This is a genomic window from Microbacterium sp. BLY (assembly GCF_017939615.1).
Taxonomy (GTDB): domain Bacteria; phylum Actinomycetota; class Actinomycetes; order Actinomycetales; family Microbacteriaceae; genus Microbacterium.
Genome location: NZ_JAGKSR010000001.1, coordinates 2,154,994 through 2,170,007 on the forward strand (window position 1 = coordinate 2,154,994; position 15,014 = coordinate 2,170,007).

General features: G+C 69.1%; 15 protein-coding genes. All 15 read left to right on the top strand.

The window, feature by feature from the left end:
• Nucleotides 1–50 precede the first annotated feature (50 nt).
• The 15 genes from KAF39_RS10550 (at nt 51) to KAF39_RS10620 (ending at nt 15,010) form a co-directional block, all read left to right on the top strand.
• Entirely contained in the window at nt 51–746 is a 696-nt protein-coding gene (locus KAF39_RS10550; RefSeq protein ID WP_210677215.1) for an L-threonylcarbamoyladenylate synthase, read from the top strand.
• The gene (locus KAF39_RS10555; RefSeq protein WP_210677216.1) at nt 743–1,915 is read left to right on the top strand and encodes an MraY family glycosyltransferase; all 1,173 of its coding nucleotides are present in this window, start codon (nt 743–745) and stop codon (nt 1,913–1,915) included. Before KAF39_RS10550 ends, KAF39_RS10555 begins: the two co-directional genes overlap by 4 nt.
• Nucleotides 1,912–2,430, top strand: a complete 519-nt coding sequence (locus KAF39_RS10560) for a hypothetical protein (protein ID WP_210677217.1) — start codon at nt 1,912–1,914, stop codon at nt 2,428–2,430. Before KAF39_RS10555 ends, KAF39_RS10560 begins: the two co-directional genes overlap by 4 nt.
• A 144-nt stretch (nt 2,431–2,574) precedes the next feature.
• Entirely contained in the window at nt 2,575–3,363 is a 789-nt protein-coding gene (gene atpB / locus KAF39_RS10565) for a F0F1 ATP synthase subunit A (protein WP_036292497.1), read from the top strand.
• 43 nt (nt 3,364–3,406) lie between these two features.
• Nucleotides 3,407–3,643 carry an ATP synthase F0 subunit C gene (gene atpE / locus KAF39_RS10570; protein WP_025103147.1) on the top strand — a complete coding sequence of 79 codons (237 nt, stop codon included), beginning with the start codon at nt 3,407–3,409 and terminating at the stop codon, nt 3,641–3,643.
• 27 nt (nt 3,644–3,670) lie between these two features.
• Nucleotides 3,671–4,249 carry a F0F1 ATP synthase subunit B gene (locus KAF39_RS10575; protein WP_210677218.1) on the top strand — a complete coding sequence of 193 codons (579 nt, stop codon included), beginning with the start codon at nt 3,671–3,673 and terminating at the stop codon, nt 4,247–4,249.
• Nucleotides 4,249–5,040 carry a F0F1 ATP synthase subunit delta gene (locus tag KAF39_RS10580; protein ID WP_210677219.1) on the top strand — a complete coding sequence of 264 codons (792 nt, stop codon included), beginning with the start codon at nt 4,249–4,251 and terminating at the stop codon, nt 5,038–5,040. The genes KAF39_RS10575 and KAF39_RS10580 overlap by 1 nt, the downstream gene beginning before the upstream one ends.
• Nucleotides 5,041–5,087: 47 nt before the next feature.
• A complete protein-coding gene (gene atpA / locus KAF39_RS10585; protein WP_062634989.1) occupies nt 5,088–6,728 on the top strand; it encodes a F0F1 ATP synthase subunit alpha in 1,641 nt (546 codons plus the stop codon).
• A gap of 19 nt (nt 6,729–6,747) precedes the next feature.
• Nucleotides 6,748–7,644: a F0F1 ATP synthase subunit gamma gene (locus tag KAF39_RS10590; RefSeq protein ID WP_025103151.1), complete on the top strand. Its 897-nt coding sequence runs from the start codon at nt 6,748–6,750 to the stop codon at nt 7,642–7,644.
• A 26-nt stretch (nt 7,645–7,670) separates the two neighbouring features.
• On the top strand, nt 7,671–9,125 hold the full coding sequence (atpD, locus tag KAF39_RS10595) for a F0F1 ATP synthase subunit beta (protein WP_025103152.1): 1,455 nt from the start codon (nt 7,671–7,673) through the stop codon (nt 9,123–9,125).
• A 2-nt stretch (nt 9,126–9,127) separates the two neighbouring features.
• Entirely contained in the window at nt 9,128–9,388 is a 261-nt protein-coding gene (locus tag KAF39_RS10600; RefSeq protein WP_025103153.1) for a F0F1 ATP synthase subunit epsilon, read from the top strand.
• Between the two features lie 76 nt (nt 9,389–9,464).
• A complete protein-coding gene (yaaA, locus tag KAF39_RS10605; protein WP_210677220.1) occupies nt 9,465–10,211 on the top strand; it encodes a peroxide stress protein YaaA in 747 nt (248 codons plus the stop codon).
• A gap of 135 nt (nt 10,212–10,346) precedes the next feature.
• A complete protein-coding gene (locus KAF39_RS10610) occupies nt 10,347–11,141 on the top strand; it encodes a large exoprotein (RefSeq protein WP_210677221.1) in 795 nt (264 codons plus the stop codon).
• A gap of 244 nt (nt 11,142–11,385) precedes the next feature.
• Nucleotides 11,386–12,183 (top strand): PP2C family serine/threonine-protein phosphatase, encoded by a 798-nt coding sequence (locus KAF39_RS10615; protein ID WP_210677222.1) that lies wholly within the window; start codon nt 11,386–11,388, stop codon nt 12,181–12,183.
• 58 nt (nt 12,184–12,241) lie between these two features.
• A complete protein-coding gene (locus KAF39_RS10620; protein ID WP_210677223.1) occupies nt 12,242–15,010 on the top strand; it encodes an FtsK/SpoIIIE domain-containing protein in 2,769 nt (922 codons plus the stop codon).
• Nucleotides 15,011–15,014 lie beyond the last annotated feature (4 nt).

Sequence of the window (15,014 nt, forward strand, 5' to 3'; positions counted from 1 at the left end):
AGCGGACGTCGAGCTCCTCCCGAACCCGCCCTGCGTAGAATCGAACCGTCATGTCCCCCATCTTCGACTGCAGCGACGAGGCGCAGCTGCTCGCCGGGATGCGCAACGCGCGCCAGGCGATCGGCCGCGGCGACCTCATCGTCATCCCCACCGACACCGTCTACGGCGTCGCCGCCGACGCATTCTCCCCGGCGGCCGTGCAGCGCCTGCTCGACGCGAAGGGTCGCGGCCGCGACCAGCCGCCGCCCGTCCTCATCGGCACGAAGGAGACCCTCACGGCTCTCGCGGAGTCCGTGCCCGAGCCGGTCCAGCGACTCGTCGACGCCTTCTGGCCCGGCGGGCTCACGATCGTGCTGCCCGCGCAGCCCTCGCTCGTCTGGGACCTGGGGGAGACCCAGGGCACCCTCGCGGTCCGGATGCCGGAGGGGCGCGTGGTGCTCGAGCTGCTGGCTGAGACGGGACCGCTCGCGGTGTCCAGCGCCAACCTCACCGGCAAGGCGGCGGCGATCTCGGCCCTGGATGCCGAGAAGATGCTCGGCGACAGCGTCGCGGTGTATCTCGACGACGGCATGAGCCGGAACGGCGTCGCGTCGACGATCATCGACGCCACGTCGCTCGTGCGCCGGGGCCCCGACGGCGACGCCGGCGTCGTCCGCATCCTCCGGCACGGCGTCGTGACCAGGGAGCAGCTGCACGACGTGCTCGGCGACCTGCTCGAACCGGAGCAGCAGGACGGGGATTCGTGAAGCAGTATCTCTTCACGATCATCGTCACCGCCGCGATCACCTTCGTGCTGACGTGGGCGGTGTGGCGGCTGAGTCTCCGCTACAAGCTGTACCCCGGCATCCGGGAGCGCGACGTGCACACGACGCCCACGCCCCGCCTCGGTGGCGTCGCGATCTTCCTCGGTATCGTCGCCGCCTTCGCCGTGTCCGCCACGAACCCGTTCTTCCAGAGCATCTGGACGCCACCGCAGACCATGTGGTCGATCCTGGCGGCGGCGCTGCTGATCGCCGTCATCGGCGTTCTCGACGATCTCTGGGACATCGACTGGATGATCAAGCTCGGAGCGCAGTTCCTCGCCGCGGGCATCATCACCGTGGGCGGGGGCCTGCAGATCCTCTCGCTGCCGTTCGGTGACCTGATCGTCGTGTCGAGCTGGCTCAGCATCACGATCACGATGTTCGCGATCGTCATCGTCATGAACGCCGTGAACTTCATCGACGGGCTGGACGGACTCGTCGCCGGCGTCTGCCTGATCTCCAACGGCGTCTTCTTCGCCTACTCCTACATCTTCACGCGCGACTCCGGCGCGTCCAGCTACTTCAACCTCTCGACATTCCTGGCCGCTGTCCTCATCGGCGCCTGCCTCGGCTTCCTCCCGTTGAACTGGAGCCCGGCGAAACTGTTCATGGGCGACTCCGGCGCGCTGGTGATCGGTCTGCTCATGGCGACGTCCGCGATCGCGATCACCGGCCAGATGGATCCCTCCGCCCTCGACCCCGAGCGCCTGGGGCGGTCACAGTTGGTCGGTGCGTTCCTGCCGATCCTGCTGCCGCTGCTCGTCGTGCTCCTGCCGCTGCTCGACTTCGGGCTCGCGGTGCTGCGTCGGATGAGCGCGGGACGCTCGCCCTTCTCGCCCGACCGCAAGCACCTGCACCACCGCATGCTCGACCTCGGGCACCGCGACCGGGACGCCGTCCTCATCTTCTACGCCTGGACCGCCGTCATCTCGCTCGCGGTCCTCCTGATGTACGTCGGAGCCCGCGAGGACTGGCCCGGCCAGTACCTTCCCGGCGTCGCCTTCGGCGTCGTCGGCATCGCCGCCTGCCTCGTCATCACCCTGAGCCCCACCCGCCGACGCAAGACCGCCGCGGGCGCCCCGCCCGACCCGATCCCGATGGAGCCCCGATGAGCCCGAGCCCCGTTTCCAGCACCCCGATCCTGCGCCGCACTCTCGTCTGGTCGGCCGTGGCCACCGTCGTGCTGGCCCTCCTGGCGGGAGGGATCGGCTTCGCCGTCGCGCAGGGGGAGGGTCTGATCAGCGGTCTCCTCGGCGTGCTGCTGGCCGCCCTCTTCCTCGGGATCACCGGCCTCAGCATCCTGATCGCGAACCGCTGGTACGGCGACCCGCTCTACGTGCAGCTGTTCTTCGCGATCGTGCTCGGCGGCTGGCTGCTCAAGCTCGGCGTGTTCGTCGTCGTGATGATCCTCCTCTCCGGTCAGCCGTGGATCGAGCCGATGGTGTTCTTCCTCTCCATCGTCGCCGGCGTCCTCATGTCGCTCGTCATCGATGTCGTCGTGCTGACGCAGATGCGCCTGCCGGCAGTCAGCGACACCACGCTGCCCACCGAGGTGCCGGAGGACCGCGCTCCCGGGGCCGCGAACGGCACCGCGGACGGCCCGGCGGATGCCGCCCCGCGGTCTTAGGGCACCCTTGGATTCTGATAGTGTTGAGGAGTGCCCGCCGCTCGCCCGCGAGCGCTTGCGCTGTGTAGCACACCGACCATCGTCGCCCCGGTTCTGACCGGTGCCCCGAAGCTGGAGCCCGCGCTGTTTAATCTTGCTGCGACCCTGACCCCCCGACTCGCGTCCTCCGATGGCGAGTTCCACGGCCCTTCGATCGATGAGTTCTTCCCGGAGATCCTCTTCCACGTCGGACCCATCCCGGTCAACCGGATCCACCTGATCCAGTTGCTCTCGGTGATCGCCGTCGTCCTCATCCTCTGGCTCGGCACCCGCCGCATGAAGGTCGTGCCCGGCCGGTTCCAGAGCCTCGTCGAGATGGGCCTCGGCTTCGTCCGCGGCGGCATCGCCCACGACCTGCTCGGACGCAAGGACGGCGACCGGTTCCTGCCGATCCTCACCACCATCTTCTTCATGGTGCTGTTCATGAACATCACGGGCATCATCCCGTTCCTGAACATGCCGGGCACCGCGATCATCGCCGTGCCGCTCACGCTCGCGGTCGTCAGCTACGTGACCTTCATCTACGCCGGCATCAAGAAGAGCCCGAAGAACTTCTTCAAGAACGCCCTCTTCCCGTCGGGCGTGCCGTGGCCGGTCTACTTCATCGTCACGCCGATCGAGCTCATCTCGACGTTCATCATCCGCCCGGTGACCCTCACCCTGCGACTGCTGATGAACCTGGTCGTCGGCCACATGATCCTGGTCCTCTGCTTCGCAGCGACCCAGTTCTTCTTCTTCACCGCGGGTGGCGGCTGGGCCGCCCTCGGTATCGGAACCCTCGCCTTCGGTGGCGCCTTCACTCTCTTCGAGATCCTGGTGGCCGTCCTGCAGGCATACGTCTTCACCGTCCTCACCGCGGTCTACATCCAGCTCGCGGTCGCAGAAGAGCACTGAGCGGGCGGGCAACAGCCCTCCCACCCAACGAAAGGAAAAACCCGTGGACGCAACTACGGTTCTCGCTGAAATCAACGGCCACCTCGCGGCGGTCGGCTACGGCCTCGCGGCCATCGGCCCGGCCATCGGTGTGGGCATCGTGGTCGGCAAGACCATCGAGGGCGTCGCCCGTCAGCCCGAGCTGGCCGGTCGCCTGCAGGTCCTCATGTGGATCGGTATCGCCTTCACCGAGGCGCTTGCGTTCGTCGGCATCGCCGTCGGATTCATCCCCTTCCCGTAATCCCCACCGACTTCTGAAGGAGACAGGATGCTGAACGCTCTTGTCACGAACCTCGCGGCTGAGGGTGAGGCGGCGAACAACCCGCTGATCCCCGCGTGGTACGACATCATCTGGTCGGGCTTCTGGTTCCTCATCATCCTCATCGTCGTGTGGAAGGTCGCCCTTCCCCGTCTGACGAAGATGCTCGACGAGCGGTCCGCCGCCATCGAGGGCAACATCGCCAAGGCCGATGAGGCGCAGAAGCAGGCGGAAGCGGCTCTCGAGGAGTACACCCGCCAGCTCGCCGAGGCGCGCACCGAGGCCGGGGAGATCCGTGAGGCCGCCCGTGAGGACGGCAAGAAGATCATCGCCGAGGCGAAGGAGACCGCGGCCAGCGAGGCCGCGCGTCTGACCGCCACCGCGCACACGCAGATCGAGGCCGAGCGCCAGACGGCTCTCGTCTCCCTGCGCAGCGAGGTCGGCTCGCTCGCTCTCGACCTCGCCGGCGGCGTGGTCGGCGAGACGCTCTCCGACGACGCTCGCGCGGCCGCCGTGGTCGACCGCTTCCTCGCCGATCTCGAAGCATCCGACCTTCGACAGGCTCAGGTACCGGGCGGGCAGTCGTAATGGGCAGCGCGACCGCTCAGGCACTCGCGGCATCCACTCAGACGCTTGCCGCAGCGAAGGACGTCACCCTCGAGACCGCGCGCGAGCTGTTCGCGGCCGCGCGGGCCGTGGGCGAATCGTCTCAGCTGAGCGGCGCGCTGGCTGACCCCTCGGCTCCGACCTCGGCCCGGCAGAACGTCGTGTCCGCCGTGTTCGGCCAGTATGGCTCCGCAGCGCAGGACGTCCTGCGCACCGCGGTCGCAGAACGCTGGTCGAACGCGTCCGAGCTGATCGACGGTCTCGAGGAGCTCGCGATCCGGGCGGCGACCATCGCCGAGCCGGGCGCGGACATCGAGGGAGAGCTCTTCGGCTTCTCGCGGGTGATCGCGGCGAACCCGGAGCTCGAGCTCGCTCTCGGCAGCCGGCTCGGGGGAGAGGACGCGAAGGCCGCCCTGGTCGAGCGCCTCCTCGTCGATGCCTCTGCCAGCGCTCCGACCGCCCTCATCGTCACGTCCCTCGTGCGTCAGCCGCGCGAGCGCCGGGTGCGGCAGCTGCTGAGCCGGGCGATGCGTATCGTCTCGAGCCAGCGCGGCCGCCTCGTTGCCACGGTGCACACGGCGACCGAGCTCAGCGACGCGCAGCGCACGCGACTCGGCCAGACGCTCTCGCAGCGATACGGCGGCCAGGTGTCCCTCAACGTCGTCATCGACCCCAGCGTCGTCGGAGGCCTGCGTGTGCAGATCGCCGATGACGTGATCGACGGCAGCATCTCCGCACGACTCGCCGACCTTCGCCAGAAGCTCGCGGGCTAACACGACTTCGCGCGGGGAACCGCGCACCCAGATACAAAGGGAAGACAATGGCAGAACTATCGATCAGCCCCGACGTCATCCGTGACGCGCTGAAGGATTTCGCCGCCGCGTACGAGCCCACCGGGGCCGCGGCGACCGAGGTCGGCACCGTCATCGACGCCGCCGACGGCATCGCTCACGTCGAGGGACTTCCCGGCGTCATGGCGAACGAGCTCGTGACCTTCGCCGACGGCACCAAGGGTCTCGCGCTGAACCTCGACGAGCACGAGATCGGCGTCGTCGTCCTCGGCGACTTCACCGGCATCGAGGCCGGTCAGGAAGTCACCCGCACGGGTGAGGTCCTCTCCGTCCCGGTCGGTGACGGCTACCTCGGCCGCGTCGTCGACCCGCTCGGCAACCCGATCGACGGCCTCGGCGCGATCGCGACCGAGGGCGTCCGCGAGCTCGAGCTCCAGGCCCCCGGCGTCATGCAGCGCAAGTCGGTCCACGAGCCGATGCAGACCGGTATCAAGGCCATCGACGCGATGATCCCGGTCGGTCGCGGCCAGCGCCAGCTCATCATCGGCGACCGCCAGACCGGTAAGACGGCCATCGCGATCGACACGATCATCAACCAGAAGGCCAACTGGGAGTCCGGCGACGTCAACAAGCAGGTCCGCTGCATCTACGTCGCCATCGGTCAGAAGGGCTCGACCATCGCTTCGGTGAAGGGCGCGCTCGAGGAGGCCGGCGCTCTGGAGTACACCACCATCGTGGCGGCTCCGGCGTCCGACCCCGCCGGCTTCAAGTACCTCGCTCCGTACACCGGTTCGGCCATCGGTCAGCACTGGATGTACGGCGGCAAGCACGTCCTCATCATCTTCGACGACCTGTCGAAGCAGGCTGAGGCCTATCGCGCCGTCTCCCTGCTGCTCCGCCGCCCGCCGGGCCGCGAGGCCTACCCGGGCGACGTCTTCTACCTGCACTCGCGTCTGCTCGAGCGGTGCGCGAAGCTGTCCGACGAGCTCGGCGCCGGGTCGATGACGGGTCTCCCGATCATCGAGACCAAGGCGAACGACGTCTCGGCGTACATCCCGACCAACGTGATCTCGATCACCGACGGCCAGATCTTCCTGCAGTCCGACCTCTTCAACGCCAACCAGCGTCCCGCGGTCGACGTGGGTATCTCGGTGTCGCGTGTCGGTGGTGACGCCCAGGTGAAGTCGATCAAGAAGGTCTCCGGAACGCTGAAGCTGGAGCTGGCGCAGTACCGCTCGCTCGAGGCGTTCGCGATGTTCGCGTCGGACCTCGACGCCGCGTCGCGTCGTCAGCTGTCCCGCGGTGCCCGTCTGACCGAGCTGCTCAAGCAGCCGCAGTACTCGCCGTACCCGGTGGAGGAGCAGGTCGTCTCGATCTGGGCCGGCACCAACGGTAAGCTCGACTCGATCGAGGTCGAGGACGTGCTGCGCTTCGAGCGCGAGCTGCTCGACTACCTGCGTCGCAACACGAAGGTCCTCGACACCCTGCGTGAGACGAACGTCCTGGACGACGCCACCGTCGCCGAGCTCGACAAGCAGACCGACAACTTCCTCCTGGAGTTCCAGGGCGGCAAGGGCCACGCCATCGGCGCCCCTGGTCACGAGGAGCACGCTGCGGCCGAGGCCGAGGACGTCAACCAGGAGAAGATCGTCAAGGGTCGTCGCGCGTAATCGCGTGAGGTACTGATTCATGGGCGCTCAACTCAGGGTCTACAAGCAGAAGATCTCTTCTGCTCAGACGACCAAGAAGATCACGAAGGCGATGGAACTCATCGCGGCTTCGCGCATCCAGAAGGCGATGGCACGCGTCAAGGCGTCCACCCCCTTCGCGCGGGCCGTGACGAGGGCCGTGTCCGCCGTCGCGACGCACTCGAACGTCGACCACCCGCTCACCCGTGAGCCCGAGACGATCCGCCGCTCCGCGGTCGTGATCTTCTCGTCCGACCGCGGTCTGGCCGGAGCCTTCAACTCGCAGATCCTCCGTGAGGGTCTCGAGGTGGCAGAGCTCCTGCGCGAGCAGGGCAAGGAGCCGGTGTTCTACCTCGTGGGCCGCAAGGCCGTCGGGTACTTCCAGTTCCGTCGTATCGAGGCCGCTGCAGAGTGGACCGGCGACACCGACACCCCCTCGTTCCACACGGCGGAGGAGATCTCGCAGACGCTTCTCGAGGCCTTCAACCGTGGGGGAGAGGACGGCGGCGTCGACGAGATCCACCTCGTGTACAACCGCTTCGTCAGCATGATGACGCAGTCGCCGGAGTCCGTGCGCCTGCTGCCGCTGGAGATCGCGGAGGCCGACGACTCGGAGGCGGGCAGCACCGTCTACCCGCTGTACGAGTTCGAGCCCGACGCCGAGACGGTGCTCGACGCGATCCTGCCGGTGTACATCCAGAGCCGCGTCTTCAACGCCCTCCTGCAGTCGTCCGCCGCCAAGCAGGCCGCGACGCAGAAGGCGATGAAGTCGGCCAGCGACAACGCCGACAAGCTCATCACCGACTACACCCGCCTGCGCAACAACGCGCGTCAGGCCGAGATCACCCAGCAGATCGCCGAGATCGTCGGTGGCGCCGACGCTCTCGCATCGAGCTGACAGACCCTCAGGAAAGAGACGAAGAAATGACCACCACCGCCACGGCTGAGCAGCCGGCGACCGCGGTCGTCGGGCGCGTCGCCCGCGTCAACGGTCCGGTTGTCGACATCGAGTTCCCGCACGACTCGATCCCCGACATCTACAACGCGCTGAAGACGACGATCACGATCGGCGAGGAGTCCACCGAGATCACGCTCGAGGTCGCGCAGCACCTCGGCGACGACCTGGTCCGCGCCATCGCCCTGAAGCCGACCGACGGCATCGTCCGCGGTCAGGAGGTGCGTGACACCGGTGAGGCCATCTCGGTCCCCGTCGGTGACATCACCAAGGGCAAGGTCTTCAACGTGATCGGCGAGGTCCTCAACGGCGAGCCCGGTGAGACCATCGAGGTCACGGAGCGCTGGCCCATCCACCGCAAGGCCCCGAACTTCGACCAGCTCGAGTCGAAGACGACGATGTTCGAGACGGGCATCAAGTCGATCGACCTCCTCACCCCGTACGTGCAGGGTGGAAAGATCGGTCTGTTCGGTGGTGCCGGTGTCGGCAAGACCGTCCTCATCCAGGAGATGATCCAGCGCGTCGCGCAGGACCACGGTGGTGTGTCGGTGTTCGCCGGTGTCGGTGAGCGCACCCGTGAGGGCAACGACCTCATCCACGAGATGGAGGAGGCGGGCGTCTTCGACAAGACCGCCCTCGTCTTCGGCCAGATGGACGAGCCGCCGGGGACGCGTCTGCGCGTCGCCCTCTCGGCTCTGACGATGGCGGAGTACTTCCGTGACGTGCAGAAGCAGGACGTGCTGCTCTTCATCGACAACATCTTCCGCTTCACGCAGGCCGGTTCCGAGGTCTCCACGCTGCTGGGCCGCATGCCCTCCGCCGTGGGGTACCAGCCGAACCTCGCCGACGAGATGGGCCTCCTCCAGGAGCGCATCACCTCGACGCGTGGTCACTCGATCACCTCGCTGCAGGCGATCTACGTGCCGGCCGATGACTACACCGACCCGGCCCCGGCCACGACCTTCGCGCACCTCGACGCGACGACCGAGCTCTCCCGAGAGATCGCGTCGAAGGGTCTGTACCCGGCCATCGACCCGCTGACCTCGACGTCGCGCATCATGGACCCTCGCTACTTGGGCGAGGACCACTACCGCGTGGCCACGACGGTCAAGCAGATCCTCCAGAAGAACAAGGAGCTGCAGGAGATCATCGCCATCCTCGGTGTCGACGAGCTCTCCGAGGAAGACAAGATCGTCGTGTCGCGTGCACGTCGCATCCAGCAGTTCCTCTCGCAGAACACCTACATGGCGAAGAAGTTCACGGGCGTCGAGGGCTCGACCGTGCCGCTGAAGGAGACCATCGAGTCGTTCGATGCGATCACCCGCGGTGACTTCGACCACGTCGCCGAGCAGGCCTTCTTCAACGTCGGTGGCATCTCCGACGTGGAGGAGCGCTGGGCGCAGATCCAGAAGGAGAACGCCTGACCATGGCGCTGCACGTCAGCCTCGTCTCCGCCGACGCGGAGGTCTGGACGGGAGAGGCGAGCCTCGTGGTCGCCAAGACCGTCGAGGGCGAGATCGGCTTCATGTCCGGTCACGAGCCGGTGCTGGCCATCCTCGCCGAGGGCCAGGTCCGGATCACCCAGACGGATGGCGCCAAGGTGCTGGCGAACGCGCAGGACGGATTCCTCTCCATGGAGGGCGACGTCCTGACGATCGTGGCCGGCAACGCGGCACTCATCTCCTGACAGTCCTGTACATCGCGTCCGCCTCGACACCTTTCCCGGGTGTCGAGGCGGACGCGTCTCTTTTCCCCGAGGTGTCATGAAGATCCTGCTCCCGCCCTCCGAGACGAAACGTGAAGGGGGAGGCGGCGCACCGTTGGACGTGTCCGTGCTGGCGCTCCCGGAGCTGGCCCCGCAGCGGAACGCGGTCGTCGACGCGCTCGTCGCTCTCGCCGAGGACGAGCAGACCGCGCGTCGCGTGCTGAAGCTGAGCGCGCGCCAGCTCGGTGACATCGCCCACAACCGCGCGCTGCGCATCGCCCCCACGCTGCCGGCGGTCGACCGCTACACGGGCGTGCTGTTCGACGCCCTCGACGCGGGGTCGCTGTCGGCGGCCTCCCGGCGTTGGCTGCATGCGCACGTGTGGATCCACAGTGCGCCCTTCGGTCCCGTCGCGGCGCTCGACCCTCTGCCGACCTACCGGCTCGCCGCCGGCACGGCGGTCCCGGGACTGCCCCCGCTCCGTCGGCACTGGGCCGCGCCGACGGCGGCGGCCCTCACAGCCGCGGCGCCGCCCTTCGTGCTCGACTTGCGCAGCGAGGCGTACGCGGCTCTCGGCCCCGTGCCGGCGGACCTGCCGTCGGCGTATGTGCGGGTCGTGACGACGCAGGGCCGGGCTCTCAATCACTTCAACAAGAAGTCCAAGGGACTGCTCGTGCGCGCGCTGGCGGAGGACCGTCCGCGCATCGGTTCTCTCGCCGCCCTGCGCCGGTGGGGGCAGGCCCGCGGCCTCGTGCTGCGAGACGCCGCGGTGAGCGGCGAGGTCGAGCTCGTCGTCGCCGACTGACCACGTCCCGGTGGCGAATCGCCCGGGGCGGTCGTTGCCCGCTTCTGGGCGCACCGCTACCATGTGCAATGCGAGGCGGGGAGTCTCGTGGTGGGGGACGAGAGTCGTCTCCCCTGACCAGAGAATGTGAGCCTCATGGGTTACGACGACTATTCCGGGGCAGGCTATCTCGGCCTGCTCTTCGCCTACTTCTTCGTCATCCTTCTGATCGCGGTCGCCGGGTACGTCCTGTCGTCGCTCTTCTACATGAAGATCTTCCAGAAGGCCGGAGTCCAGGGCAACTGGCGTGCCTGGGTGCCTGTGTACAACTCCATGATCTTCTTCAAGCTCGGCGACCTCAGCCCGTGGCTGGTGCTCTACGGCATCGCCGGAGCGGCGCTGCTCAGCTGGATCGGGATCGGCTTCGTGTTCTCGATCGCTCTCGCGGTGTTCTCCGTGATCGCCGCGTGGCGCGTGGGACTCAAGCTCCAGAAGGACGCCGTGTGGGTCGTCCTCTACGTGTTCCTGTCCATCGTGTGGCTCGGTATCAACGCGTTCGACAAGTCGCGCTGGAACCCGAACATCCAGCCGGCCTCCTGGGCGGGCAACGGGTTCCTCGGTGACCGCACGGTGTGGGACGGCATCCCCGTCCAGCCGTCGGCCGTCGCTCCGCAGCAGGGCTACGGTGCGCCGCAGGGCTATGGCGCCCCGCAGCAGGGCTACGCGCCCCCCACGCAGGCCTACACGCCGCCGACCGCTCCGGGCTACGCACCGCCCGCCGCTCCCGCGGCCCCGGCGACGGGTGCCCCGATTCCTCCGGTGCCCCCGACCACGCCGCCGGCACCGCCGGCTGCTCCGCCGACGACGCCTCCGGCACCGCCGGCAGCGCCCCCGGCCGCCCCGCCCGCACCGCCGACCACCCCGAACGATCCCACGCAGCCGCCTGCGTGACGAGGGGAGGAGAACCCCCGGTCCTCGGACCGGGGGTTCTTCGCGTCGATGGCACCGACGGGTCCCGCTGTGCCGCTAACGTGGAGGACATGGACTTGTCGCAGCGTGGAGCCGCCGTCCCTGTTCCCCTCGTCCTGCGCTCGCCTGAGGTTGCTCCCGGCGCGACCCGGGAGAGCGAGTTCCACTACGATGTGTGAGTATCCTGCGCCCGCCCCATCTGCTGCAGGTCCATCGGAGGCAGTTCGTGGCTGAGACCAAGACGCACACCATCACGGTTGCGGATCGTCCGTTGCTGCTGTCCTGGGCCGGGGTCACCGACCAGGGCCGACGTCGCGAGACCAACCAGGACGCTCTTCTCGCCGAGTTCCCGCTGTTCATCGTCGCGGACGGCATGGGCGGGCACGCCGGAGGCGAGATCGCGAGCCAGAGCACGGTCGCCCGCCTCCGGGCCGTCGTGGCCGCCGACGATGTGAGCCCGTCCGCCATCGAGAAGGCCCTTGCTCTCGCCGTCGACGACATCGCGGAGCATCCGGACACCACCGATGAAGGCACCGGCACGACGCTCACCGGGGTGTACCTCGACGAGCACGGGGACGAGCCGCACTGGGTCGCGCTGAACATCGGTGATTCGCGGGTGTATCTGCTCCGTGACGATCGGCTCCTCCAGGTGACGACCGATCACTCGGTGGTGCAAGAGCTCATCGCCGCCGGCAAGCTGAGCCCGGAAGAGGCCGAAGGACACCCGTACAGCAACGTGATCACCCGGGCGGTCGGTGCGAGCGAGCTGACGGCGCCGGATTATGTGACCATCGACGTCCGACCGGGCGACCGTTTCGTGATCTGTTCCGACGGCCTCACCAAGGAGCTCACGGACTACGGCATCCAGCACTTCCTCCGCGAGCACGCGGAGCCCGGAGCGAGCGTCGATGCGATGCTCGCTGCGGCCCTCGACAACGGCGGACGTGACAACGTCACCGTGATCGTCGTGCAGGTCGGCGAGCCGGAGGACGCTTCCTCCACACTCGGCGACACCGCCGAATAGGCGCCCGAGCCTGGGGAGAGGCCGGTTCCGACCCGGCGAGTGCGCTGCACTGGGGGGCATGGATTCCTCGCCCATCCCGCTCCCGTCCGCGTCCGTCCCGCCTCGCCGCAGCTCGCTTCCGCTCGTGGCTGCCGTGGTCCCCGTGGGCGTCGGCGTGGCGATGTGGCTGACGACGGGGGCGGTGCAGGCGCTGTGGTTCGCGGCGGTCGGACCCCTGATGATCGGGGCCTCACTCCTCGACACCGTGCGTATCCGCCGTCGCGAGCGATGTGCGGACGACGCGCGACTCCGGCGTGCGTGGAGCGAAGCGGAGTCGGAGCTGCGGCGACGACACGACGAAGAGCGGCGACGGGAGGAGCGTCGCCACCCCGATACCGCGGCGTGCGTACGTGAACGTCCTCTGCGCGACGCGCGACCGCCGGGGCCGGAGACCGCGCTCGTCGTGGGGCGCGGACACCGCGCGAGTGCGGTCCGGTGCGTCGGCGCGGATGACGACACGGGGCGGGAGTTCCGTCGGCGCTGCACGGTGCTGGATGATGCTCCCGTCGTCGTCCCGCTCGGGGCGGGGCTGTGTCTGCGTGGCCCCGGTCCGCTGGTCGAGGCGACGGCGCGAGCGCTCGTGCTGCAGCTCTGCCTGCGGCACGCACCGGCGGCCCTCGCCGTTACCATCGCGGAAGAGAGCGTGGGCGGACTGGCGGCCCTTCCTCACGCCCGGTACTCCCGACGCGCCGCATTCCGCCTCGCTGTCGCGACCCCGGAGGGCCGGGCGCCCGATGCGACGGCCGTGGTCTGGGTGGGGCCGCCCGATGCCGAGGTCCCGGAGGGCGTCACCACGGTGATCGACATCGCGCAGCCCGACGTGGCGACGCTGCGGACACCGGAGGGCGTCACGACACTCGCCGTGGAGTGTCTGTCGGTCGCTCAAGCTGCCGGGGTGGCGGAGCTGTGTGGCGGGCTCGTCGACGACGAGACCCCGACCACCGGGCCGCTGAGTCTCCAGAGCGTCACGCAGCCGTCCGCCGGCTCCGGGCTCCCCGTCGCTCTCGGCCGGGCGGCGCAGGACGAGCCGATGACGGTCGACATCGTCGACGACGGCCCGCATGCGATCGTGACCGGGATGACCGGCACGGGAAAGAGCGAGCTCCTCGTCACGTGGGTCGCCGCCGTCTGTGCGTCGCAGGGCCCGGAGCGGGTGACCTTCCTCCTCGCGGACTTCAAAGGTGGGACGGCGTTCGACCGGCTCCGAGACCTGCCGCACGTCGTCGGCGTCCTCACCGACCTCGACGAGACGGAGGCGGGTCGGGGCGTCGCCAGCCTCACGGCGGAGATGCGGCGACGCGAATCCCTGCTCGCCGCGGCGGGCGCCCGGGACATCTCCGAGATCGACCTCGCCCGCCTGGTGATCGTGGTCGACGAATTCGCCGCGCTGCTGCACGAGCACGCGGAGCTCGCGGCCGTGTTCACGGACGTCGCCGCGCGGGGCCGGGCTCTGGGCATGCACCTGATCCTCGGGACGCAGCGTGCGGCGGGGGTGATCCGGGACGCGTTGGCGACCAACTGTCCTCTCCGGATCAGCCTGCGCGTGGCCGAGGCGGCCGACAGCAGGGCTGTGGTGGGCACGGCGGGAGCGGCCGAGCTCCCCGGAGGTGTCGACGGGCGGGGGAGGGCCCTCGTCCGGCGTCCTCAGGACGAGGGCCCGCGTCCGGTGCGGATCGCGCTCACGGACGACGCCTTCCTCGAACGCATCGTGGCGCGCTGGACGTCGGCACCGACCGTCGCGCCACCGTGGTACCCGGCGCTGCCGACCCGTCTGCCCCTGACAGCCCTCACCGCCGAACGGGACGCCCTGCGCGGATCGATGCCGGGACCACTCCTGGTGCTCGGACGCGCTGATGACCCCGCAGTCCAGGCGCAGCCTCCGGTGACGCTGCGGCCCGGCCTCGAGCGCGGTCTCGTCGTCCTCGGAGCCGCCGGCACGGGACGGACGACGGTGTTGCGGGGGATCGCGGCGCAGGATCCGACGAGCGCCTGGTTCCCGACGGATCTCGAGGTGGCTGTCGATCAGATGGCGGCGTGGGAGCAGGGCGAAGCCGCGATACCCGGCACCGTGCTCGTCGACGATATCGATCGTCTCCAGGCCGACCTTCCCCTCGAGTACGGGCAGGACTTCGCGCTCCGCTGGGAGCGGCTGGTGCGGTCGGCGGCGACGGTCACTTGGGTGCTGACGGCGACCCGTGCCACCGGCCCGCTGGCGCGGGTGCTGGATGCGCTGCCGCGCCGGGCGCTGCTCCGGATGCCGAGTCGGGTGGAGCATCTCGCGGCGGGCGGGGAGATCGCGGATTTCCGTCGTGACCGTCCCCCGGGGCGGGCCCTGCTCGACGGTCGGGAGATGCAGTTCGCGTGGGTCGACGAGGAGGGGGAGCCACACTCGTCCACGGTCGTCGCCGGGGGTGCGGAGAGTAGGTGGGTGCCGGCGACGGCGTCGACGGCGCTCGTGACGCCGGGGGCGCGCGGTGTCGCCGCTGCGCTGGCGGCCGCGCACCCCGAGTGGGAGGTGGCACTGCTCGGGGCGGAGGTGGGCGGGACGGCCCGGCCGTGTGTCGTGGTCGGCGACGCCGAGACCTGGCAGCGCCATTGGACCGACTGGCAGCGTGCGCGCTCCGAGGGTGAGGTGCTGATCCGGGCCGAGCGGCCGGCGGAGCTCCGTCAGCTCGTCGGGGTGCGCACGCTGCCTCCCTACGCGCGACAGGACGCGGGACGAGCGTGGGCCGTCGTCGGCGATCGGGCACCGCGTCGCGTGGTGCTTCCCGCGCTTGCTCCCCGGTGACCGA

Coding starts and splice junctions, on each gene's coding strand:
- KAF39_RS10550 (WP_210677215.1), top strand. CDS start 51: ATGTCCCCCATCTTCGACTGCAGCGACGAGGCGCAGCTGCTCGCCGGG.
- KAF39_RS10560 (WP_210677217.1), top strand. CDS start 1,912: ATGAGCCCGAGCCCCGTTTCCAGCACCCCGATCCTGCGCCGCACTCTC.
- KAF39_RS10575 (WP_210677218.1), top strand. CDS start 3,671: ATGCTGAACGCTCTTGTCACGAACCTCGCGGCTGAGGGTGAGGCGGCG.
- KAF39_RS10580 (WP_210677219.1), top strand. CDS start 4,249: ATGGGCAGCGCGACCGCTCAGGCACTCGCGGCATCCACTCAGACGCTT.
- atpA (WP_062634989.1), top strand. CDS start 5,088: ATGGCAGAACTATCGATCAGCCCCGACGTCATCCGTGACGCGCTGAAG.
- KAF39_RS10590 (WP_025103151.1), top strand. CDS start 6,748: ATGGGCGCTCAACTCAGGGTCTACAAGCAGAAGATCTCTTCTGCTCAG.
- atpD (WP_025103152.1), top strand. CDS start 7,671: ATGACCACCACCGCCACGGCTGAGCAGCCGGCGACCGCGGTCGTCGGG.
- KAF39_RS10600 (WP_025103153.1), top strand. CDS start 9,128: ATGGCGCTGCACGTCAGCCTCGTCTCCGCCGACGCGGAGGTCTGGACG.
- yaaA (WP_210677220.1), top strand. CDS start 9,465: ATGAAGATCCTGCTCCCGCCCTCCGAGACGAAACGTGAAGGGGGAGGC.
- KAF39_RS10610 (WP_210677221.1), top strand. CDS start 10,347: ATGGGTTACGACGACTATTCCGGGGCAGGCTATCTCGGCCTGCTCTTC.
- KAF39_RS10620 (WP_210677223.1), top strand. CDS start 12,242: ATGGATTCCTCGCCCATCCCGCTCCCGTCCGCGTCCGTCCCGCCTCGC.